This is a genomic window from Streptomyces sp. WAC05292, assembly GCF_003949955.1.
GTDB classification, from domain to species: Bacteria; Actinomycetota; Actinomycetes; order Streptomycetales; family Streptomycetaceae; genus Streptomyces; species Streptomyces globosus.
In genome coordinates this window covers 1-342 of the sequence record NZ_RPSE01000908.1, presented here as the reverse complement: position 1 = coordinate 342, position 342 = coordinate 1, and the positions used below count along the sequence as shown (strand labels likewise).

General features: G+C 70.2%; 1 pseudogene. It reads left to right on the top strand.

The features are described 5' to 3' along the window. Window positions 1–342 (top strand): annotated as a pseudogene (locus tag EF903_RS34650) (hypothetical protein); the annotation flags it as partial.

Sequence of the window (342 nt, the reverse complement as noted above, 5' to 3'; positions counted from 1 at the left end):
CGGTGCCGCAGTCGTCGAACCTGAACTTCACACCCGGGCAGGTGGTGCCGAACCTGGTGACGGTGCCGGTGGTGAACGGGAAGGTCGACCTGCGCAACAGCGCGGGCTCGGTCGACCTGATCGCCGATGTGACCGGCTACTACACGGACAAGGCGGGGGCCGGCTCGGCCCTGAACCCGATCACGCCGTCGCGTTTCCTGGACACCCGGGACGGTACGGGCGCGCCGCGGCAGCGTGTGGGCGCGGGCGGTGTGGTCAGCCTGCAGGTGGCGGGTGTGAAGGGTGTTCCGGCGAGCGGGGTGACGGCGGTGGTCATGAACGTCACCGCAGTCGATCCGACGG